The organism is Streptomyces sp. PT12 (assembly GCF_003311645.1).
Lineage (GTDB): Bacteria > Actinomycetota > Actinomycetes > Streptomycetales > Streptomycetaceae > Streptomyces.
This window is the reverse complement of sequence record NZ_QEST01000096.1, coordinates 169,228-185,573: the sequence shown is the minus strand read 5'-3', so window position 1 is coordinate 185,573 and position 16,346 is coordinate 169,228. Positions and strand designations below refer to the sequence as shown.

Annotated in this window: 14 protein-coding genes; 7 read left to right on the top strand and 7 right to left on the bottom strand. The window is 70.5% G+C overall.

Annotated features, from left to right (window positions below; translation table 11 throughout):
* Positions 1-59: 59 nt before the first annotated feature.
* From DEH69_RS11835 to DEH69_RS11825, 3 genes are all read right to left on the bottom strand, one after another.
* Complete coding sequence (locus tag DEH69_RS11835; RefSeq protein ID WP_258534607.1) at positions 60-1,013, bottom strand: M28 family metallopeptidase; 954 nt, start codon at positions 1,011-1,013, stop codon at positions 60-62.
* A 131-nt stretch (positions 1,014-1,144) separates the two neighbouring features.
* Positions 1,145-2,590, bottom strand: a complete 1,446-nt coding sequence (locus DEH69_RS11830; RefSeq protein WP_113686880.1) for an O-antigen polymerase — start codon at positions 2,588-2,590, stop codon at positions 1,145-1,147.
* A gap of 105 nt (positions 2,591-2,695) precedes the next feature.
* Complete coding sequence (locus DEH69_RS11825; protein WP_113686879.1) at positions 2,696-4,243, bottom strand: aldehyde dehydrogenase family protein; 1,548 nt, start codon at positions 4,241-4,243, stop codon at positions 2,696-2,698.
* 143 nt (positions 4,244-4,386) lie between these two features.
* On the opposite strand from DEH69_RS11825, the gene DEH69_RS11820 reads away from it, so the two are divergent.
* Entirely contained in the window at positions 4,387-5,535 is a 1,149-nt protein-coding gene (locus DEH69_RS11820; protein ID WP_113686878.1) for a glycosyltransferase, read from the top strand.
* 21 nt (positions 5,536-5,556) lie between these two features.
* Here the strand turns inward: DEH69_RS11820 and DEH69_RS31465 are convergent, their stop codons facing one another.
* Both DEH69_RS31465 and DEH69_RS11815 read right to left on the bottom strand, forming a co-directional pair.
* Complete coding sequence (locus DEH69_RS31465) at positions 5,557-5,715, bottom strand: hypothetical protein (RefSeq protein WP_181727389.1); 159 nt, start codon at positions 5,713-5,715, stop codon at positions 5,557-5,559.
* A 477-nt stretch (positions 5,716-6,192) separates the two neighbouring features.
* On the bottom strand, positions 6,193-7,533 hold the full coding sequence (locus DEH69_RS11815) for a tetratricopeptide repeat protein (RefSeq protein WP_113686877.1): 1,341 nt from the start codon (positions 7,531-7,533) through the stop codon (positions 6,193-6,195).
* A 1,009-nt stretch (positions 7,534-8,542) separates the two neighbouring features.
* Between DEH69_RS11815 and DEH69_RS11810 the strand changes: the two genes are divergently transcribed.
* On the top strand, positions 8,543-9,241 hold the full coding sequence (locus DEH69_RS11810; RefSeq protein WP_258534606.1) for a hypothetical protein: 699 nt from the start codon (positions 8,543-8,545) through the stop codon (positions 9,239-9,241).
* Between the two features lie 510 nt (positions 9,242-9,751).
* Positions 9,752-11,200 (top strand): replication initiator, encoded by a 1,449-nt coding sequence (locus DEH69_RS33435; RefSeq protein ID WP_309302782.1) that lies wholly within the window; start codon positions 9,752-9,754, stop codon positions 11,198-11,200.
* Positions 11,201-11,422: 222 nt separating this feature from the next.
* Here the strand turns inward: DEH69_RS33435 and DEH69_RS11800 are convergent, their stop codons facing one another.
* Positions 11,423-12,991 carry a recombinase family protein gene (locus tag DEH69_RS11800; RefSeq protein WP_113686876.1) on the bottom strand — a complete coding sequence of 523 codons (1,569 nt, stop codon included), beginning with the start codon at positions 12,989-12,991 and terminating at the stop codon, positions 11,423-11,425.
* 222 nt (positions 12,992-13,213) lie between these two features.
* Complete coding sequence (locus DEH69_RS31460) at positions 13,214-13,366, bottom strand: hypothetical protein (RefSeq protein ID WP_181727388.1); 153 nt, start codon at positions 13,364-13,366, stop codon at positions 13,214-13,216.
* A 261-nt stretch (positions 13,367-13,627) separates the two neighbouring features.
* On the opposite strand from DEH69_RS31460, the gene DEH69_RS11795 reads away from it, so the two are divergent.
* The 4 genes from DEH69_RS11795 (at position 13,628) to fxlM (ending at position 16,303) form a co-directional block, all read left to right on the top strand.
* The gene (locus tag DEH69_RS11795) at positions 13,628-14,515 is read left to right on the top strand and encodes a helix-turn-helix transcriptional regulator (protein WP_113686929.1); all 888 of its coding nucleotides are present in this window, start codon (positions 13,628-13,630) and stop codon (positions 14,513-14,515) included.
* Positions 14,502-14,687, top strand: a complete 186-nt coding sequence (locus tag DEH69_RS11790) for a DUF397 domain-containing protein (protein ID WP_113686875.1) — start codon at positions 14,502-14,504, stop codon at positions 14,685-14,687. Before DEH69_RS11795 ends, DEH69_RS11790 begins: the two co-directional genes overlap by 14 nt.
* A gap of 64 nt (positions 14,688-14,751) precedes the next feature.
* Entirely contained in the window at positions 14,752-15,054 is a 303-nt protein-coding gene (locus tag DEH69_RS11785; protein WP_113686874.1) for a DUF397 domain-containing protein, read from the top strand.
* Positions 15,055-15,091: 37 nt separating this feature from the next.
* The gene (fxlM, locus tag DEH69_RS11780; RefSeq protein WP_181727387.1) at positions 15,092-16,303 is read left to right on the top strand and encodes a methyltransferase, FxLD system; all 1,212 of its coding nucleotides are present in this window, start codon (positions 15,092-15,094) and stop codon (positions 16,301-16,303) included.
* The last annotated feature ends 43 nt before the right edge of the window (positions 16,304-16,346 follow it).

The following is a 16,346-nucleotide window of genomic DNA, read 5'->3' as shown; positions in this document are numbered from 1 at the left end:
CGGGAGCCGGGTCGGGACCCGGGTCGGGAGCCGGGTCGGGACCCGGGTCGGGAGCCGGGTCAGGAGCCGAGCTCCCACACGGCGTGCGCGAGCGCGTCCGCGTTGCGGTCGAGCGCCGTCTCGTCCACATTGGCGAGGTCGTCGCACGCCCGGTGGTAGCACGGGTCGAACGACACGCCCGCGTCGCCGCCCCACAGCTCGGCCTGCGCCGCCGTCTTGGCCTGGCCCGCGCCGGTGAACACGCCGCCGACGGGCACGCCGACCGCGTCGAACGGCGCGTGGTCGGAGCGCCCTCGCACCTCGGAGCTGGCCTGGGTCGTGACCCCCCGCTGGGCGAACCAGTCGGCGAACACCGCCTGGATCTCCGGGTTCTCGTCGTAGACGAAGTAGCCCGCGTTGGGGGATGCGACCATGTCGGCGTTGAGATAGCCGGTGAGGGAGGCCAGCTCGTCGGGGGCGAGCGAGTCGACGTAGTGGCGGGAGCCGACCAGGCCGAGCTCCTCCGCGCCCCACCAGGCGAAGCGCAGCCGCCGCTCGGGCGCGAGGCCCGACTCGGCGACGGCCAGGGCGACTTCGAGGACGGCGGCCGAGCCGGAGCCGTTGTCGTTGATGCCGGGGCCCGAGCCGACCGAGTCCAGGTGGGCGCCGGTGAGCAGCACGTCGTCCGTGGCGGCCTGCGGCCACTCGGCGATCAGGTTGTGGCCCGTGGTGCCACCCGCGGTGAACTCCTGCCGCTCGGTGGTGAATCCGGCGGCGTCCAGCTGCGCCTGGATGTGGTCGACGGACGCGGTGTAACCGGGGCGGCCATGGGCGCGGTTGCCGCCGTTGGCGTCGGCTATGGCCTCGAAGTCGGCGAGTTGGGCGAGCAGCCGGTCGAGGGCGATGTCGGGGGCGGCCGCGGCGGCCGAGGGCGTGGCGGGGGCCGTGGCGGTCGCGGTCGCCGCGCCGGGGAGCGCGGTGAGGACGAGCGCGGCGGAGAGGGCGGCCAGGACGGCGCGGCAGGGACGAGGCACGGTGGCGGCTCCAGGGACGCGGTGGGGGCGCGAACTGAACCACGAGCATCGAACGCCTGTCGCCATGCCGTCAAGGGCGGCTCCCACGGCGGGAGTTGCGCCAGGCCGCCCTCAGTCCGTCCCCGGGCCGCTCAGCGCAGCCGCGCGTGGCGGTTCTCGCGCAGGGTGGTCACCAACAGCAGGCACAGCACCGCGATCCCGATGCGGCCCGACGCCTGGAGCAGGGAGCCGCGCAGCAGGATGAAGCCATAGCCCGCGAGCAGCGGCACCACCACGGCCAGAACGTTGCCGGGCGAGGGGTCGTCCACCGTTCTGCGCACATAGCGCCGGTCGGTGCGGGCCGCGGCATAGCCGATCCCGAGCATGCCCACGGTCATCCCCAACGGGCCGAAGTCCAGCCAGAGCTCGGCCCACAGCGGGGAGGACAGGTTGGCGCTCGTGGTGCCCATCCAGCCGCCCACGAGAAAGCCGGTGTCCTCGGGCTTGCCCTCCCACACGCCGCGCGGCACGAAGAACAGCGCGGCGCCAGCGACCTGTTGGCCATAGGTGTGCCCGTTGCCGTCGGCGGCGTAGGTGATCGTGTTGGCGAACATGTTGACCTGGTCGTAGTCCTTGACCACCAGCGGCTCAAGCGGCGCGTTGGTCTCCAGGGGCCGCCTGCCGTCCTCGTCGTAGCGGAACCGGTCGGTGAACGGGAAGACCAGCAGCGCGATCACCACCCCAAGCGCCAGCGACGCCCGGTACATCACCGGGCTGCGCGGGAAGAGCGTGAACAGCAGCGCGAAGAGCACCGTCAGGAACCAGTAACGGGGGTTGGACACGGGGTTGTTGACGATCGCGTTGACCACGAGCAGCCCGGCCCACGGCAGCAGCACCGAAGGGCGCCCGCGCGCCGCCCTCGACGTCACGAGCCACCGCGTGAGGAACAGCAGCGCCAGCAGCGCCGGAACGGTGCCGAAGCCCCGCAGCAGCGCGTTGCCCGCCTCGCCCCCGCCCTCGGCCGCCGAGCCGCCCGTCGCCTCGCTCAGGCTGGCGCTGATCTCCTGGCGGCTGGTGAAGAACACGGCGGGGCCGCCGAGCTGGACGATCAACAGCCCGCTCGCGGCATACGCGAGCGCCACAAGCAGCCACAGCCGCCCCCGGTGCACGGTGGCGGGCGGCCTGCGCCGCCGCACCGCGACGGCGGGCCGGTGCCGGGCCAGCAGCGCGCCCACGTCGAACGCCGCCATCCCGCACAGCACGAGCGCGGTGGCCAGCTGCGTGTCCTCACGCGGCCCGAGCACGGGCGTGGGATCCCGCCCCAGCACGCTCTGCGCGAGCGGCGCGATGCCCATCGCGAGATAGCCGAAGAGCCAGAACACGCCCTGGATCAGCCGCCGTCGGCCCGAGAGCACCATCGCGCACAGCCGCACACCGGCGTAGCACGCGACGACCAGCTGGAGCCAGAACGTGGTGTCCCGCAGCCCCTCGCCCGGCTGCGCCGCGACGGCCAGCGGCAGCACCCCCACGATCCCGCTGATCAGCGGGACCGACAGCGGCCGGGACAGTACCGCCCTGCTGGGCACCTCAACGGCCACCGGCCCAGTGTAGTCGGGGCCCGTGCGGTCGGGCCCTGGCCCTTCCGCGGCCGAGGAGCCCGACGCCGTTGTCGGCCTCCGCGGAGCGTCGCCGCAGGGCCCGGGTCAGGCGGGCAGCAGCGTGTAGTCGGGGTAGTTGCCTGGCAGCCGCTCGGCGTGCGGGCCACGGGTGATCGCGCGGGTCAGCAGGTCGCCGCCGACGAACGCGCCGCGCCACGCGTTGCCGTGCCCGCCGAATGTCTCGTCGCGGTCGCCCCGGGACCGCGGGCGGTTGATGCCGACCTTGAACGCCCGGATCTCCGAGGCCAGTTCGGCGGCCAGCGCTTCGTCGTCGCACGACACCGTGGCGACGAGCGCGCCGTTGGAGACGTTCATCGCGGACAGCAGCTCGGCCCTGGTGTCGACCACCACGATCGTGTCGACAGGCCCGAACGGCTCGGCGTGGAACAGCGGCGAAGACCGCGGCGGCGACAGGATCGTCGCGGGCGCCAGATAGGCGGAGGTGTCCTGCCCCGGCAGGAAGCGCCCGGCGTCGAGCGATCCCCGGTGGATCGGCAGGCCACCGGCCGCGATCGTGTCGCCGGTGAGCCCGGCAAGCTCCTTGGCCTTGGCATTGTTGATGAGCGGCCCAAAGTCCAGCTCGGGGAAGTCGTCATCGGGGCGCTCGACGGCCAGCGGGTTGCCGAACCGCACCTCCTTCACGGCCGCCAGATAGACGTCCAGGAACCGGTCGAGCAACTCCCGCTGCACCACGAACCGCGGATACGCCGTGCAGCGCTGCTTGCCGTAGTCGAACGTCTTCCTGAGCTGGCCGCCCAGCAGGCCGAAGTCGCTGTACTCCCACACGCCCCAGGTGTTCAGGCCCTCCTGCTCCAGCATGTGGCGCCGTCCGGTGCCCGAGAGCGCCGCCGCGACGCGCCCACCGGCCGCCCGGCCCCCGACGAACGCGACACAGCCCAGCAGGTCCGAGCCGACCAGCGCGGGGCTCAGCTCCGCGCCGCCGCCGCTGATCAACGTCACAGGAAGACCCTCCCTGACCGCGAGCGCCGAGGCCAGGGCGAGGCAGCTCAGGCCGCCGTTGGTGGGCACCTTCGCGATCGCCGCGTTGCCCGCGAGGACCTGCACGAGCACCGCGTGCATCAGGACGCTCATCGGGTAGTTCCAGCTCGCGATGTTCGACACCGGGCCGTCAAGGGCCACCCGGCCCGCCAACTGCCCCTCGCACTCCTCCAGATACCACCGCACGCCGTCGACGCAGCGGTCCACGTCCTGGCAGGCCAGCTTCCACGGCTTGCCGATCTCCCACACCAGCAGCAGCGCGAGCAGGTCGCGGTGCTCGGTCAGCGCGTCGAGCGCCGCGCCCACCCTGGCCCTGCGCTCGGCGAGCGGGACGCGCCGCCACGTCTGGTGCGCGTCATGGGCGGCGCGCACCGCCTCGTGGCCCTCCCCCGCCGTCAGCTGCGGCGGCCCGGGGACGGGCGTTCCGTCGACGGGGGAGACGGCAGGCTGCGGTATGCCGTCGCGCTGCCACGCCCCCGCCCACAGGTTGCGCACGCGCTCGTCGTCGAATGCCTCGGGCGCCGCCCGCAGACACCGTTCATAGGTCTCGCTCCACCCCGTACCGGCCTTCCGAGTCAGTTGCGGAGGTCGCATGATCCATCCTCTCGGGATAACCCAGCGGTCTGAGCCTGACGGTAATGACGCGGCTTGGGCGCCCCTAAAGGCGGCGTGGAAGGCGCTGCTCGACGTGCGCGGACGCCGCCCCGACGGGCCGCGTGCGATGGGAGGATGGCGGGGTGAGGATCCTCCAGGTGGTGACGCTGCACACCCCGACCCACGCGTTCGGCGGCCCCACCAGGGTGGCGCTCGGCCAGTGCGCGGGCCTGCGCGAACGCGGGCGGCAGGCGACGCTCGTGGCGCTCGGCGACGGCTTCCCCTCCCGCGGCGCGCTGCCGCGCGAGGTCGACGGCGTGCCGGTGCGGCTGTTCCGGGCCCGGCACGTGCTGCCCCGCTTCGAGGTCAGCGGCATCACCTCGCCCGCGCTGCTGGCCAGGGCGGGCGCCTATGCGCGCTCCGCCGATGTCGTCCATGTCCATCTGATGCGCGACCTGATCACGCTGCCGTTCGCGCTGGCCGCCCTCGCGGCGCGGAAGCCGCTGGTGCTCCAGACCCACGGCATGGTGGACCCCACGGACAAGCCGGTGGCCAGGCTCGTGGACGCGCTGGGCGTGCGGCGCGTGCTGCGCCGGGCCGACGCCGTGCTCTACCTCACCGAGCGCGAGCGCCGCGAGACCGCGGCCGTGGTCGCGCCCGCCCCGATCGGGCCGCAGCACCGGCTGGTCAACGGCGTTCCCCCGCAGAAGGAACGGCGCGCCGTCGAAGGCCCTCCCACCGTGCTCTACCTCGCGCGCGTGCAGGCGGGCAAGCGGCCCGAGGACTTCGTGGCCGCGATGCCCGCCGTGCTCGAACGGCACCCCGACGCGCGCTTTGTGCTGGCCGGTCCCGACACCGGCGCGCTGGCCGACACCCTCGCGCTGGCCGACGCGCTGGGCGTGCGCGGGGCGCTCGACCATGTGGGCCCGGTCAACGGGCGCGACGCGGTCGTCCAACTCCTCCGCTCCGCCCATGTCTTCGTGCTGCCGTCGGTCCAGGACGCGTTCTCCGTCTCGGTGCTCGAGGCGATGTCGGTGGGCACGCCGGTCGTGGTGACCGAGACCACGGGACTCGCGCCCGATGTGGCGCGCGCGGGCGCGGGCCGGGTGATCCCCGACGGCTCCGCCGTCGCCTCCGCGGTGCTTGAGCTGCTGGATCCGGCGGCCAACGAGAAGGCGTCGGTGGCGGCGTTCGAGCTGGTGCGCGAGAGGTTCACGCTGGGTGTCGTGCTCGACGCGCTGGAGCGCGTGTACGCGCAGGTGCGCGGGGCGGGGACGACGGCGCGGCGGTGATCGGGACGGCCTGGCGCCGCGTCAGCGGCGCGTTCTCTCGTAGCGTCTGGGGCGGGGTGGGAGGAAGCCGGGGAGTTGGGAGATGTGGCGGCTGGCCCACAGCACCGTGAAGCAGCCCATGTGGAAGGACTCGCCTCCGTGGAAGTGCAGCAGCTTGCCGCCGCTGGCGAGCGCGCTCATGTCGCATATGGTGTAGGGCCGTCCGCCGACGACCAGTTGGTCGCAACTTCGGCCCTAAGGGGGGCCTCTGACCTGCGGTTTTGCGGGTCGTCTGAGACCGTTGCGGGATCGTGACCTTAGGTGGGTGGGCGGGTCGGGTGCGGTCGCGGGTGGCGTGCGGGGTGGTGGGCGGCGGCCGGTTTGGCGTGAGGGAGCGGGGCCGTACGCTGGCCGCGAACCGGGCAGCCCTTGGCCTGCCCGCAACAGCCCGGTTGGGCCCCGCTCCGGAGGCTCGCGCCAAACCGGCCGCCCCTGCCGCGCCGCATGCCGCCCGCCCCAGCCAGGGACCAGTAGCCCGGTGCTTCCGTCAGTGAGTGCGGGAACGTACTCGTCGCGGTCTCGTCTCCATGGTGGCGGGGTGTGGGGCGGGGCAGTTCCCAGGCGGACGGGGCGGGTGGCGCAGAGGACGGGTTTGGCCAGCCGTGCGGACCGTTGCTCTCAGGCTGTGAGTTGCCGGGCGCGGTCGTAGACGTCCCGTGCGTGCGCGTTGCCAAGGTGCGGGCGCAGAAGTCCTTTCAGCTTCGCTACCCGCTCATCGACTCGACCTGAGTGGACGGTTGGGAAGTCGTCGAGCACGCGGTGCCAGGAGGCGCAAGCGGCTTCAAGGTGTCCGACTTCCAACTGTCGTTCCGCGAGCATCGCTCCGAATCGGATTCCTGACCTGTGGCTGTCGGTGGAGTCACGGAGCCGGAAGTGCAGTTGGAAGGAGCCGATGCTTCCGGAGACATCTCCCAGGTTGTATCTGACCTGAGAAATGGTGTATGCGAGGGTTGCGGGAGAGTATCCGCCGTAGGTTGGGATTTGGCTCTCTGCGATGTCGAGAGCCTTCTCGGCCTCCCTAGTGCTCCGGAAAGCGTTGATTCGGTCTCCGGCGACGGCGTAGGCATGTGCCTGCTGTCCGGCAAGGAAGGCGCGCATCCTGGGACCGGAAGTGGGTGAAGCCGCGGCAGCGCTGTTCGCGAGACGCACGGCATGAGGGCCGTGGCCCAGGTCGGCAGCCTGGACGGACATACCTCGGAGGATGTGACAGTATGTCAGGTGATCGTTGCTCGCCCCCGCCAGTTCGAGCCCTTTGACATAGTACCGTTGGGCCAATCCGTGAAGTCCTTCGTCGACCGCCATCCATCCTGTCACGTAGCACAGAAATGAAGCGGCCGAAAGCATGGCCCGCCTCACTTTGTCCGACCCGTCCGCTCTCAGATACGGGGCAACCGTATTGGCCATGAAGGCGGCGGCCATCGGGCGCGCGTAACGGCCTCCGTATTGGTCGTCCAGCTCGCAAAGCCTGTCGGTCATGTCCGAGACGGCAGTGACATCGGCCATTCCTATTTTCCGCGCAAATCCTGTTTGCACGGCTTCCATTCTGCCCACGATGTCGGGCCATCCTGGGATGGTCAGTGCGACGGAGTACAGTCCGGCACTCATCACCCCTCGGCGGGACGGGTCCATGTCGCTCCTCACCAGGTCAAGCAACTCTTCGACGGTACGCGAGTACGCCGGTGACGAGGCCGACGAAGTGCGCGCGGGGCTGGGGAACCCAAGCTCGGCGAGCGTCACAGGGCGGCCAAGGCGCCGGGCGAGCGCTTCGGCGACGAAAGGGCGCACGGCCTCGCGGGGAACCGTCCCTCCCAGCCACTGACTGACGGATGGTTGGTCGTACCGGGTGGCTTGCCCTGCCTCACGCGCCAGCCGGTTGACCGCACGGGCGAGCTGCGTTGCGGTCAGGCCCGACTCTGCGATGAGCCGAGCGAGACCCCGGTTCGGCTCACGTCTGGTCATGGTGCAGTTCTCCCCCAACTCTTATGCCTCTAATGGTTTGGCCTTCGCCCCACGCTACCGCCGAGCGGGTGCGGTGAGTTGTCCTTGGCGTGCACTCGGTGACCAAGGAGGACAGCCAACATGGCCGAGTCAGAGCCGGAGATCAGCGAGCCCGTGCGTCGTGGACGAACGGATGGCGTCGGCGTGTACGTCCGTCCGGTTGCTGGACGCGCCCCCCTTCCCCCGTTGAGCGGCACCCTCGCCAGCCAGCGCTCGACGAGCGAGACCGCCTCCCCCCCCACCGGAGGCGGACGGGAGAGTGACGGCTGCGAGGGCGGGGCGGGCTGCGGGATAGGCGAACGTCCGGCGTCGGCGGCGGACGTAGCCACCGCCGCTGAGATTCCCGCCGCTGATTCCGCGTGAGCGTACCGGCGAAGCGCTCCACCAGGCGCAGGCCGAAAGCCGACGAGGAAGGGCCGCCGCGGTTGTACTGCGGCACCTGCTGCGGTCACCGGAAAGTGTGGTGTCCGTCCTGCTTCGGCTTCTTCGGCTGTGCGACGTGCCACGGCACATGCAAGGTCCCGTGCCCGGAGTGCGCGGGCGGGACTTTGGGGCCGATCACGGCCTACCGATAAAAGCCCCGGCGAGTGGGCGAACACTCCCGGGGCATGGCCAACAGATCTGGGACTGCTGACATGCGAAACCCTACCGGCCGCGCCGTCGCGTGGCTCTCGTTACTGATCAGGCCGTCCGGCCGACACCGCGTCGGGGCGTCCCTGCCCCATCGGTCGAACTCGCCGGAACTGCCGACGGTTGAACCGCCTGCGGCACAAGTGCCTCCGCGATACGCCCATGTCGAGGAGCTGCGCGGCATGGAGCCAGCGGAGCGCGCCTACTGGCTCAGGGTGCTCGACGACTCCGCCAGGGCGGTGGGCAACGCCCGCCGATCCTCCTCCCGTTCCGGCCGTCCGCGCCCTTCCTCACGCCAGGCCGGGGCTTCTCCATCACACGACCGCAGGGGATGAAATCCATGTCGCACCGCACGGACAACGCCACCGTGCAAGAAATCCGCCCCGGCGCGGCCGACCTGGCGTCGAGCGATGCGGGGCCGCCGCTGGGTGTGCTTCCCCGGCCGGATGTGGTGCCGTACATCGCGCAGTGGAGCGAGGAACGGGACCCGGAAACCACGGTGGTCGCGCGGCGCGGAGGCATCGGCTACGCGGACGAGATCGTCCACGACCGTGACGAGGACGGCGTGCTGTGGACCAGGACCACCCACCGCCCGGGGAAGGGCCGCCCGGAGTTCGGCAAGGTCCACGGCCTGCGGCAGCGGCGGGCGATGCGGCGGCTGCTGTGCCAGGTGTGCGCGGGACCTGCCGACCTCAACGACGACGGCGTGCTCTGGCTCCTGGGCGAGGACCCCCACGACCCCGCGTCCTGGCCCAAGGACCTGCTCACCTCCCACCCCCCGCTGTGCCTGCCGTGCGCGGCGACGTCCGTCCGGATGTGCCCGCACCTGAGCAGGCGGTATGTGGCCCTGCGCGTCAGGGAGTTCCACCTCGCCGGTGTGTGGGGCACGTTGTACCGCCCCGGCTTCCCGCTGCCCGTCGTGGCCGACGCGGCGGGGATCGGATACGACGACCGACGCCTGCGGTGGCTGCGCGGCCACCAGCTGATCATGCGTCTGGAGTCCTTCACCGCCGTGGATCTCGACGTGGAGTCCGGCTGAGACGGGCCCCACGACCGCGCGGCGAACGCCCGGCCGTCCACCGCTGCTGAGCGCCCGGCAGGTCTCGGCGGGGGCGTAGGGGTGTTCTGTTGGCTGGGGTTGCGCTCGTGTGACGGGCGGCCTGGCCGCTCGGCCGGGACCGGCCGTGAGGCCGCATGCCCGGCCGGGGGCGGCCGGGGGCCGCCCGGCGCGCCGGTAGGCGCGCCCCTTGAGCCAGTAAAGATATTTCGGACCCACGTTGTCCTGGCGTGTGCCCCGGCGAGCGGTGAGGGGCCGGTGCTGCGTGGTCCCGTACGGGGGTCTGGGATAGGTGTCGGGTGCGGGCCGTGGCGGGCCGGGCGGGCGGTGACAGGCGGTCGTTCTCCTGTTCGGGAAATCCGGTTGGTTTGGGGGCGTTTGACTGGTAGTACGGCTGGTGGTGTTCGGTCTCCTGGGGGCTGGATGGCTTCTGGGGTGAGGGAAGGGAGTTGTGGTGTCTGATCCTGTTGCTTCTGAGTTGGTGGGTCCGCCATGGGCGCGGGGCGTGCGGTCGCGGTGGGCGGTGGAGGCCGGGATGCCGCGTGGCAGGGGCGGGAGTGGTCGTCCGGGCTGTCGTGGGTGGAGCGTGACGTGGTTCGTGTGGCTGCGGAGCCGGGGTTCGGCCGGTGGCTTGAGCAGGTCAAGGGCACCGGGGGATGCGGGCAGCCGGTGTATCTGGCGGGGTATTCCATGGTGGTGGACGCTGGTTCGGGTGAGGTGTTGCGGTACTTCGGGACGGTGGGTGAGCCGGGTGGCCGGTTGGCTGTGCGGTGCGGGAACCGTCGGGAGTCGCGGTGTGCGTCGTGTTCGCGGGAGCATGCCGGGGATACCTGGCATCTGGTCGCGGCGGGGCTGGGCGGGGGTAAGGGTGTTCCGTCGTCGGTGGTGTCGCATCCGCGTGTGCTGGTGACGCTGACGGCTCCGGGTTTCGGTGTGGTGCACCGGGCTGGGCGTTGTGTGCGGGCGGGGGCCGGGGTGTGTGAGCACGGGCGGCCGGTCGGCTGCGGGGGTTGGCATGCGGATGGTGCCGGGGTGGTGGGTGAGCCGCTGTGCAGGGGCTGTTATGACTACGCGGCGCATGTGCTGTGGCACGCGATGCTGGGCGAGTTGTGGTCGCGCACGGTTCGTGGGGTGCGGCGTGCTCTGGCGGCTGCGGGTGGTGTGCCGCGCTCGCGGCTCGGCGAATGCCTGCGGGTGTCGTTCGCGAAGGTCGCGGAGTATCAGAAGCGTGGCGCGGTCCATGTCCACGCGGTGATCCGCCTGGACGGCCCGGACGGTCCCGGGAGCCCGCCGCCCGCCTGGGCGACGGGATCCGTGCTCGATGCCGCGGTACGCGCCGCCGCAGGCAAGGCGAGTGTGCGCACCCCGTACGCGCCTGAGGTCGGGGCGCTCACGTGCCGGTGGGGGCGGCAGCTCGATGTTCACCCCATCCTCGACCAGTCGGCCGCTGACGGTGCCCTCTCGGGTGAGGCGGTGGCGGGGTATGTGGCGAAGTACACGTCCAAGTCCGTGGGGGACAGTGGCGGTTCGGATCACCCGGTGCGTTCCTGGGCCGATCTGGTCTCGCGGCGGGTGTCGGGGCATGTGCGGGCGCTGATGGCGGCGTGCTGGCGGCTGGGGGCGGTTGCCGAACTGGCGGGGCTGCGGTTGCGGACGTGGTGTCACATGCTCGGTTTCCGGGGCCATGTGCTGACCAAGTCGCGCCGGTACTCGACCACGTACACGGCGCTGAGAGGCGCGCGGGCGGCGTTCCGTTCGGCGCCTGCCGTCGGCGGGAACACGGTGACGGTCTCGTCCTGGCGGTTTGTCGGGGCGGGGCATTCCCCGGGTGAGGCTGAGTTCGCCCGGGGTGTCTGGCTGGACCGGATGCAGGCCCGCGCGCTGGCTGCGGAAGCGGAGCGCGGCGGGGGCGGGGGCTGGTGGGTGGGGCGCGGTGGGTGATCATCGGCGGGCACAGAAGCCCAGCACGGTTGAAGCGGAGACGGCAGTGACAGGCGGTGAAGATGGACGAGAAGAGGAAAGAGAGGTGTTCCTCGACGAGTGGCTGAAGAGGGCCGGGGCGCCGCCCCGGGACGTGCTGGAACGGTTGCGTGACCTGCTGCCCGAGGACGCCCGGCACCCCCCTCTCCCCGAGTGAGGGCGCCGGGCATCCCCGCCAGGTGATCAGCCAGACCGGACCGGGTTCGTGTCCGGCGTCATGGTGTAGGTGATCCGGTGCAGCACACCGGGCTTGCCTTCCCGGCGCCGGATGCGGACCTCGCCCAGGGCGGCGGGGGAGAAGACGAGGCGGACGGCTTCGCGGCGGGCGGTCAGCTCGATACGCGCCCACCGCTGCGCGATGTCCTCTCCCGGCGCGACGAGCGAGCGGAGCGTCTCGGGCATCGCGGTGGCCTGCTCGGTCGCCTCCAGGGCGGCGATGTCCGCCGTGATGCCGTCCAGCGTCTTCGCGATCATCATCGCCTCGGCCGCCGTCTTCGTCTCGGTGTTCTCGCACACGGCCTTCTCCGCCCGCAATTCGGCGAGTTTCGCGCGGATACGGGCGGCCCGCGCGTCGTCCCTCGGCGGGGCGGCGAAATCCCGGTAGACGGCATCGGACGCGAGATACCGCAGCAGCGCCCCGGGCTTGGCCGCGTCGCCTATCAGGACGGAATCAACGGCGGCCTTGCTGATCTGCACGCACTGATTGTCCTTGCACACGTAGATCGCCTTGGGCGAGTCCGGGGATTTCACCCTGACAAGGCTGCCGCACACGTCGCATCTGACGGCCGCTGTCAGTTCGTGGACGGCCCGGCCGTGACGGTACGTGCGGCGGGAAGGGTCCGCCAAAATCTTCTGGACCTTCCAGAACACTTCCGGGGACACCAGCGGCTCCCATACCGCCTTGGTGATCTGTGGATTCTTCACCCCCCGGCGCCTGACCGGTTCCCCGTCCACCTCGTTGGGAATGTGCACCTTCAGCCCCGCGTAGGCGTGGATGTGCGCCATCGCCAAAAGCCGCTGATGGCTGAACGGGCGTCCCCTGTGCGTGAGATACCCACGCTGCGCAAGATACCGCTCAACACGCTTGAACGAGATCCCCCGCACCAGGGCATGGAAAAGGATCTTCGGCACCCGGGAAGCGGGCCGGTCCTCCACCCAGTTCACCAGATCACCCGTGGCCTGGTCGTACACCGGGCGGAAACCGTAGGGGGCCAGCGCGTACGGCCGCCCCGCCCGGGCGAGCCTGCGGGCCGTCCGCTTGATCCGCTCGCTCGTCTCGTACGAGCTGTACTCCCCCTTGTTCGCCTCGTCATAGAGGACACTGCGGTCACGGCCGTTCCTCGGGTCATACAGCCGCTCATGCGAGGTGACAAAGATCCGCACGCGCTTCTCGGCACATACTTCGATCAACTGCACCCATTCCGTCATCTGACGGCTTCCCCGCGACGCCTCCCACGGAATCAGCACGTTCGCGCCGAACTGACCCGACCCGAGATCGTTCATCAGGCGCGCGAAGTCCTCACGCTGCTTCCGCGCGTACCGCGACGCCGACAAATCATTGTCCGTGTAAGGATCACCAGAAATCGTGATCCCATGCTCAGCCGCGATCTCCTCGTTCTCGCCGTGCTGATCGGTGACGCTCCGCCTCTGACCCGACCTGTCCTGGGAAACCCTCAGGTATTCCCGGCCGGTAAGGGCGAGATGCTGACTGCTCCGGGACTGCGAAACCTCGATTGCTGCTGTCGTGTTCATACCCCCATTTTCTCAATTCCCCAGAGAATAGGCCACCATTAAGGCCGCAATCCCTCGCCGAGCTTGACCGTGGCGGCGGTGATCTCGACGGCCACCATCCCGCTGGGGTTCATCGCGCCATCACCGCCAGTGTGATGGTGACCACAAGTCCGCAGCCCACGACGACCTGGGCGACGATCTCGCTGGTCCGTATTCCCTGATCGTTTTCATACCGCTGCCGCGTCACTTACGCCTCAGCTCCTCAAGATGTGCGTCGATCTGCTTGTTCAACTCGGCCCAGCGCGCGGCGAGTTCTTCCGAGGTGAGAACGGCGATCCGACTCTCGCCCTCGTCCGCCTCGCCGTCAGGGGGCATGGCCTGGTCCTGCGTGTTCATGGGGGTGTCACCTGCCGCTCGATTCGTTCCGGCGGATCCCCGGCTGCGGGCAGCATCAACTACCACGTAACGTGGCTGGATTGACACACCGGGCAACCGGTGGATCTAGAATGCTCATTGCCCGAGAAATGTGCAAGCCTTCAGGGAGCCCTTTCGGTGGTCACGTTTTCGAAGGGGCAAACGCCATTGAGAAATGAATGGATGGCGGGCTTTCATTCCGGGGCAAGGGACTACTTCAGACTGAACGAGGGAAGGGGATTCATGGCGGAAGCGATGCTGGGGTCGACCGTGCCAAGGCGCCAACTGGGGCGGGTGCTCCGCGAGTTGCGTACCGACGCGCGGCTCACGCTCAAGCTGGCGGCGAAGAAGCTGGAGTGGTCGGAGGCGAAAATGTGGCGGATCGAGTCGGGGCTCACCTCGATGCGAAGCCATGACGTCCAGACCATGTGCAAGATCTATGGCGCGTCGGCGGAGATCACCGAGGCGCTGATGGGTCTGGCGAAGGAAACGAAGGCCCGGGGCTGGTGGCACAGCTTCGGCGACATCATCCCGGAGGGATTCGACGTCTTCATCGGTCTTGAGGGCGCCGCCTCCCAGATGTCGATCTATCAAGGCGACTTGGTGCCCGGCCTGTTCCAGACCGAGGACTACGCACGGATCATCATCAGGGCGGCTCACCCCGACAAGGACGAGGAGGAGATCAAACGCCGGGTGCGGCTGAGGCTGGCCCGGCAGAACATGGTCACCCGGGTGACCGAGCCACCTCTGCTGCGCGTGACGCTGGACGAAGCGCTGTTGCGGCGCCCGATCGGGGGAGGCGCCGTGATGGCGGAGCAGCTGCGCCATCTGGCGAAGCTGTCCCAGCTGGACAACGTGGAGATCCGGGTGGTCCCGACCGAGGCTGGGTTCCACCAGGGCCTGTCCGCTGGCCCGTTCTACATCCTGCGGTTCCCGGTCAACGGGGACGGCAAGGAGACCGAGCCGCCCACCGTCTACGCTGATGGGTACACGGGTGATCTCTATCTGGACCGGCCCACCGAGATCGAGCGGTACGACGCCGGGTTCGCCGACATGTGGAACAAATCGCTGAGCGAGGGGGCCTCCAGGAGCCTCCTCACAAAACTGGCAGGGAGTCATGAACAGGGTTGATGTAACGGGAGCGGTGTGGATCAAGTCCTCGCGCTCCGCAGACAACGGCAACTGCGTCGAGGTGGCCCGCGTGACCGATGTGGTCGCGATGCGGGACAGCAAGTTCGGTGAGGAGAGCCCGGTGCTGGCCGTTCCCACGGCCCAGTGGTCGGCGTTCCTCCGCACCCTCTGAGTGCTCCAACGCGCCCCCCACCCGGCCTGGCGCCGGTCCCCGGGGGGCGCGTTCACTTGGCCGTATGAGTGGAATCTGGATCACGTCCTCATACTCCGAAGCCAACGGCAACTGCGTCGAGTTGGCCGCACTGAACGGCGCGCGCTGGACCACGTCCTCGCGCTCCTCCGACAACGGACAGTGCGTCGAGGTGGCCCGTGTGACCGATGTGGTCGCGATGCGGGACAGCAAGCTCGGCGAGCAGAGCCCGGTCCTTGCCGTCCCCACCCCCCCAGTGGTCGGCGTTCCTCCGCACCCTTTGACCCGCCACCCCACGCGCCCGACCCGAGCGTCAGCGCTCACGTGTCGTAGCCATAGGGTTACATGAAGGTGGGCAATAGGCAGGCACGATGAGGGAGGACGGCATGACGACGGGGACGGCGGCGGGCGTTGAGGAGCTGCGCGAGCGGATGGTGCGGGAGTTGGTGGAGCGCGGCGCCGTCGTGGGGCCGATGGTGGCGGCGGCGTTCCGTGCCGTTCCGCGCCACCGGTTCGCGCCTGAGGTGCCTCCTGAGGAGGTCTACGGCGCGCCTGAGGCCATCTTCACCAAGCGCACCGACGACGGGCGCGCCGTCAGCTCCGTCTCGGCGCCCTGGCTGCACGCGCGGATGCTGGAGGCGGCTCGGCTGGCTCCGGGGATGCGGGTGCTGGAGATCGGCTCAGGGGGCTGCAACGCCGCGCTGCTGGCCGAGCTCGTCGGCCCCGCGGGGGTCGTCACCAGCCTGGACATCGATCCGGACATCACCGGGCGTGCCCGCCAACTCCTCGATGAGACCGGGTACCAGCGGGTGCGGGTTCGGACGGGCGATGGCGCGTTGCCGTTGACCGACGCCCCGGTCGGCGGCTGGGACCGCATCATCGTGACCGCGGGGTCGGCCGACCTGCCGGAGGCGTGGTTCGACCAACTGGCAGACGGCGGACGGCTTGTCGTTCCGCTCCGCTTCCGTGGCCTGTCCCGGACCTTCGCCTTCGCCCGGGACGGGGGGCAGCTGCGGAGCGACACCACGATCGTCTCCGGATTCCTCGCCATGCGGGGGGAGAGCGCTGACGCGCCGCGTGTGGTCCGGCTGGCCGACGAGGATGTCCGGCTGGTCGTCGACGAGCGCCAGCCCTGCGACGAACCCGCGCTCCGTGCGGCGTTCTCCACGGCCCGCCGCGAGCTGTGGACGGGGGTGCGTCTGACCGGCTCGGAGGGGTTGCTGCCCCGCCTCGATGTGTGGCTCGCCGGGGCGGTCGCGCCCTACGGCAGGCTGCGCGCCAGCCGGACCGCCGCGGAACGCGGACTGGTGGGGTGGGTCCTGGGCACCGGCGCGGCGGCGATCTGGAGCGACAGCTCCCTGGCCTACCTCGCGTTGCGCACCGCACCGGATCACACCGACCCGTTCGAACTCGGCGTCATCGCTCACGGCCCCGACCGGGAACACCTCGGCCTCGCGCTCGCCGACGAGGTCATCCGCTGGAACGCCACCGCCCGCCACCAGGGCGACCCCGAGGTCCGCGCCCACCGGCGCGGCGACCCCGCGCTCCCGACCGGCGTGGTCATCGACAAGCCCAGCGTCCGGCTGACCATCGGCTGACCGCGCCGCCCGCCACCCGAATCGGCACCACACCGACGTCCCG